Annotated in this window: 6 protein-coding genes; 4 read left to right on the top strand and 2 right to left on the bottom strand. The window is 64.4% G+C overall.

Annotated elements, in window-relative coordinates:
- On the bottom strand, positions 1 to 554 hold a 554-nt coding region (locus VFP86_20605), incomplete at its 3' end, for a nitroreductase family protein (GenBank protein ID HET9002051.1).
- Between the two features lie 104 nt (positions 555 to 658).
- Complete coding sequence (locus VFP86_20600; GenBank protein ID HET9002050.1) at positions 659 to 1,153, bottom strand: pyridoxamine 5'-phosphate oxidase family protein; 495 nt, start codon at positions 1,151 to 1,153, stop codon at positions 659 to 661.
- A 43-nt stretch (positions 1,154 to 1,196) separates the two neighbouring features.
- On the opposite strand from VFP86_20600, the gene VFP86_20595 reads away from it, so the two are divergent.
- The 4 genes from VFP86_20595 to VFP86_20580 form a co-directional block, all read left to right on the top strand.
- Positions 1,197 to 1,991, top strand: a complete 795-nt coding sequence (locus tag VFP86_20595; GenBank protein HET9002049.1) for a hypothetical protein — start codon at positions 1,197 to 1,199, stop codon at positions 1,989 to 1,991.
- Positions 1,992 to 2,023: 32 nt separating this feature from the next.
- Complete coding sequence (locus tag VFP86_20590) at positions 2,024 to 3,004, top strand: 2-hydroxyacid dehydrogenase (protein HET9002048.1); 981 nt, start codon at positions 2,024 to 2,026, stop codon at positions 3,002 to 3,004.
- A gap of 21 nt (positions 3,005 to 3,025) precedes the next feature.
- Positions 3,026 to 4,102, top strand: a complete 1,077-nt coding sequence (locus VFP86_20585) for a P1 family peptidase (protein ID HET9002047.1) — start codon at positions 3,026 to 3,028, stop codon at positions 4,100 to 4,102.
- A 78-nt stretch (positions 4,103 to 4,180) separates the two neighbouring features.
- Positions 4,181 to 4,751: ABC transporter substrate-binding protein (locus VFP86_20580; protein ID HET9002046.1), on the top strand; the 571-nt coding region annotated here is incomplete at its 3' end.

Raw genomic sequence — 4,751 nt, 5'->3', positions numbered from 1 at the left:
GGTACGCCCAAGATCGGCTTGAACTCTTTCTGAATCTCCTCCTGCCCGATGGCGCTGACCCACCACACCGCGTAGCCGAGCGCGGCGGCAGCCAGATGGGCGCACATCGTGGAGGCCGCCACGCTCTGCAGCAGGATGCGCTCCGCATTCGCCTTGTACCGGCGGTCCAGATCCGATCCGTCGCTGAGGACCGGAAACGCGCGGATGAACCTGAAATCCGCCACGACGACGATGAGGCCCGGGGCGGTCTTCATCCCCTTGTAGTTGGGCGTCGGGAATTTCATCCCCAGCCGGGCCCGTTGGAGCTGCTCCTGCACGAAGCGTTCGCCGAGCTGGGCCTTGATCGCGGGGTCGGTGACCACGATGTAGTGCCATGGCTGCGCGTTTGCCCCCGATGGGGCATGCCGGGCGGCTTCCAGGATCATCTCGTAATGCTCTGTCGGGACGTCGTACGGGGCGAACGCCCGATTTGTCATTCTGTTGCGGACCACGTCCATCAACGCCCTGTGCCGGTCGACCCGGTTGAACCTGTCATCTTTCGTCTGCGCCTTCATCCTCTCTCCTCACACGAGCCGGGCCGCGTGCCCCGGGAGCTTTCGTCATCTAACGAAATTATCGGCCCCTCATTCTCTTCGCAGCGGCGCCGCTCCTCCGCTGCTTACCGAGGTGATCGATTCGGACGCAGGGTGCCGTAGTAGGCACTCCACTTTCTCACCACATCGCCTTCCGTTGTCCCATCATCGTATGCAGGAGAGACGAGCGGAAGCGCTCGCTCAATCTTCACGACAACGATATGGCGGATCCTCTCGGCGATCCCATCGGCGAGGCCATGCTCACGTCGATAGTAAGTTATGATCCGATCGAACAACGCGCCCTCGGTGACTACGGTCGCCGATCCCTTGAATCGGTATCCCTTGCGCGCGATAGGGTCGACGACGTTGATCTCGAGCGCGGGGTTCTTCGCAAGATTGGCGATCGTCCCGGGGGAGCAGATGTCGGCAAAGACGAGATGATCGTCGTCCCACACGGCCGTCGTCCCCTTGGGAGAGAGGTTTGGCGTGCCATCCGGGCAGACGGTGGCCACGTAGCCCAACCGCTGCTCCCGCACCACCCGCTTCATATCTTCGGCAAGGATGCCCATGAGCGTGCTCACCTTCCCTGGTTCATCGTCCTTCGGTTCTATGGTAGCGCGTATAATGGGCATATTGAAGGGCCATTTCCAAGAGTACAATGGGGCCATTATGGACCGCCACACGCTCGCTGCCATTAACCTCGCTGGGATCCTGTTAGATCTCATGGGCGGTCTCTACCTCGCCTATGATCTGCTCGGAGGCCGGAAGGGACCACTCCGACTCATCACGAGGATCGTGACATACAGCCTCGTCTTCGGTCTGGGATTCGGGCTGCCGTTGGGCTTGAGGTTTGGCCTCATCGCAGGGTCCGGACTCGGCATCGCCCTTGGGCTGGAGTTTTGGCGCGCCAGCGCCAGTCCCGAGGGGCGACGCCCCACGCTGTTGACGACCGTCCCGTTCGCGCTCTTCCGGGGTCTGGTTCCGGGTATGGCGGGGGGATGGACGTTTGGGATCAGATTCGGCACGATGTTCGGCCTCTTCGCCGCGATCGGTCTCATCACGGCCTATGCGTTCAGGTTCTCCCCGTCCGATGAGTACCATCCGGTCGCGCGGCCCCGCTTCAGCCGGGAGAAACTCCTGGCGACGTGTGTGCGGGGGCTCCTCATCGGGGTGGCGGGAGTGCTGGCCGGCGCCCTGACCCAAGAACGAATGATCGGCCCCCTCTTTGGGTTGAAGATCGGACTCATCGTCGCGATCGTCGGCGGGATTGTGGGGACTATGAGCCCGTTCGTTGAATGGTGGGCAGATCATCTGCCGGAACGACGGCTCGGCGCCTTCGGCGCCCTGCTGGTCCTTTCCGGATTCGGCCTCCAGTCGCTGCAGTACTGGGTGGTATTGCTGAACATCCCGGTTCGCTAGCCGGTGCAGTCAGTGTGCGGAGGCTGATCAAGATGGGCAGGGTGGCGATGTGGCCGAGCCTCAGCGAGGCCTTGCAGGCCGAGGCGCTCCGGGCGAAGCCCCCCGAACTGACCTTGACGTGGGTCCCCGCCGAGGCTTCGGAGGATGACCTGATCGATCGCTTGGAATCCGCGGACTATCTGATGGGGTTCGTCCGTCGCGAGCCATCCCCACGAGTCTACGCGCAGATGGGGGCTCTGCGCCTCGTGCAATTGCTCAGCGCCGGGTACGAGAAACTGGATATCGCATCGCTCCGAAAGTACCGCGTCCTCGTCGCCGGAAACGGGGGCGCCAACGCGATCGCCGTGGCGGAGCACACCGTGATGTTGATGCTCGCCGTGCTGAAGAACCTGACGGCGTGTGATGCAGGCCTGCGCTCAGGACATCCGGCCGGCCTGGTCGTCCTGGAGTTGTTCGGCAAGACGGTCGGGCTCGTCGGCATGGGTCACATCGGGCAAGAAGTGGCGCGGCGCGTGCGTGCCTTTGGGGCGCGGCTGCTTTACTACGATCTCCTTCGCCTTCCTGAGGCGATCGAGAAGGACCTCGGCGCGGTCTTCGTCCCTTTTGACACGCTCGTGTCGAACGCCGATATCCTCAGCCTCCACGCCCCTCTCACCAACCAGACGCGAGGCCTGGTGGACCGCCGTGTCTTCGAGATCATGAAGCCCGGCGCCGTCCTCATCAATACGAGCCGTGGAGGACTCGTGGACGAAACGGCCCTGGCGGACGCCATTCGGTCGGGCCGTCTCCGCGGGGCGGGCTTGGACGTCTTCACGAAGGAACCGCCTCCGCCGGATCACCCGCTTCTCGCGCTGGGCCCCAGGGTCATTGCCACGCCGCACGTTGCGGGCCCGACGCGCGAGAGCTGGCCCAGGCGGTTCGCCAACGGCTTCTCGAACATCATGCGCATGGAGCAGGGCCGGCCGCCCCTGTGGATCATTCCGGAACTGCGTGACTCGGAGGCCCCATCATAGGGAGGAGGTACGATGGCGCGAGTGCGTGTGCGAGACTTGGGGATCACCATCGGGCGGATGCCCACCGGCCCGCACAATGCCATCACTGACGTGCCGGGGGTACTGGTCGGTCACCGCACGTTGATCTGGGATGCCCCGCGGATGGCCCGGACGGGGGTCACCATGGTGGTCCCTCGAGAGGGAGCCATCTGGGAGGACCACGCGTTTGCCGGGTTCCATTCGTTCAACGGCAACGGCGAGATGACGGGGCTCCTCTGGCTGGAAGAATCGGGAATGTTGAATGGTCCGATCGGCATCACGAACACACACGCGGTGGGGGTCGTGCGGGACGCGCTCGTGGCCTTCGGCGTTGACCATGGGTACGTCAAGGGGTTCACGCTTCCCGTCGTGGCGGAGACCTATGATGGATGGCTCAACGACATCGACGCGTTTCATGTCTCGACAGAACACGCCCACGAGGCTCTCGCGGCGGCAGCCGGAGGTCACGTCGCTGAGGGAAACGTGGGTGGCGGCACGGGGATGCGGTGCCACGGGTTCAAGGGCGGGATCGGGACGTCATCGCGGGTGGTCGAGAGCCGGGCAGGAAGCCACGTGGTGGGCGCCCTGGTCCAGGCCAATTACGGCGCGATGCGTCACCTCCGGGTGGACGGCGTGCCGGTCGGGCGAGAGCTGGAGTCTCGGTGGACGGCCCCGTCCCCCAAAGGGTCGATCATCGTCATCGTGGCGACGGACGCGCCCTTGCTGCCCGGCCAGTGCAAGCGTCTCGCCCAGCGGGCCACTGTCGGGTTGGCGCGGGTCGGCGGAATCGGCTTCAACTCGAGCGGTGATATCTTCCTCGCGTTCGCCACGGGGAACCACTTGCCCGTGGACGCCCAGAGCCCGCACGCGCTCCAGATGTTGCCGCACCAGCATCTCGATCCCTTTTTCGAGGGCGCGGCGGAAGCAGTGGAAGAATCGATTCTCAACGCGCTCACCGCCGCTGAGACGATGGTGGGGTTCAAAGGGACCGTAGATGCGCTCCCGCTGGACGAGTTGCAGGCGATCATGACCCGGTACCGTCCGCACGCCCCCGAGAGCCCTACCGGCCGCGAAGGCTGACAGCCAAGACACGACAGGAAAGGGTCTCCCTGAATGAGAAGGTAACGCACCATCCCGCACCGAGGAGGGAGACCTCACATGAGGCGTCTGAGCCGCCGGACCTTTCTTCAGGCCGTTGGTGGTGGAGCCGGGCTTGCCGTGGCGGTCCACACGCTGCCGTTCCGAGGTGTGCGCGCCGCGCCGGCCGGGGACAGCAAGACGTTGCTCGTCGGCACCAACCTTTCGAACATCCGGACCCAGGATCCCGGCCGGACCATCGAAGTGACCGGGATGATGATGGAGAAGGTGACCTACGACACCCTGGTTACGTTCGAGGCGGAGGACCTGAAAGCACCCAAACCGCTCCTGGCGACGGCTTGGAAGGTCGGCGCCGACGGGCGGACGTATACCTTCTCGCTCCGATCCGGGGTTAAGTTCGCGAGCGGCAACGAGCTGACGTCCGCGGACGTGAAATGGTCGTTCGACCGCATCCTCAACCTCAAGGCCAACACCATCTTCCTCTTCGATGGCGTGCAGGAGGTGCTCGCGCCGGACCCGCGGACGGTGGTGATCCGTACGAAAGCCCCGCAGCCCTCGATCGTCCCGATTCTCTCGCACCCCGGCCTCGGGATCCTGGACAGCAAGCTCGTCATGGAAAAGGGGGGAGACG

This window comes from bacterium (genome assembly GCA_035703895.1).
In the GTDB taxonomy this organism is placed as follows: Bacteria; Sysuimicrobiota; Sysuimicrobiia; order Sysuimicrobiales; family Segetimicrobiaceae; genus Segetimicrobium.
Note: the sequence above shows the minus strand (reverse complement) of the source record. Positions and strands in the feature narration are given on the sequence as shown.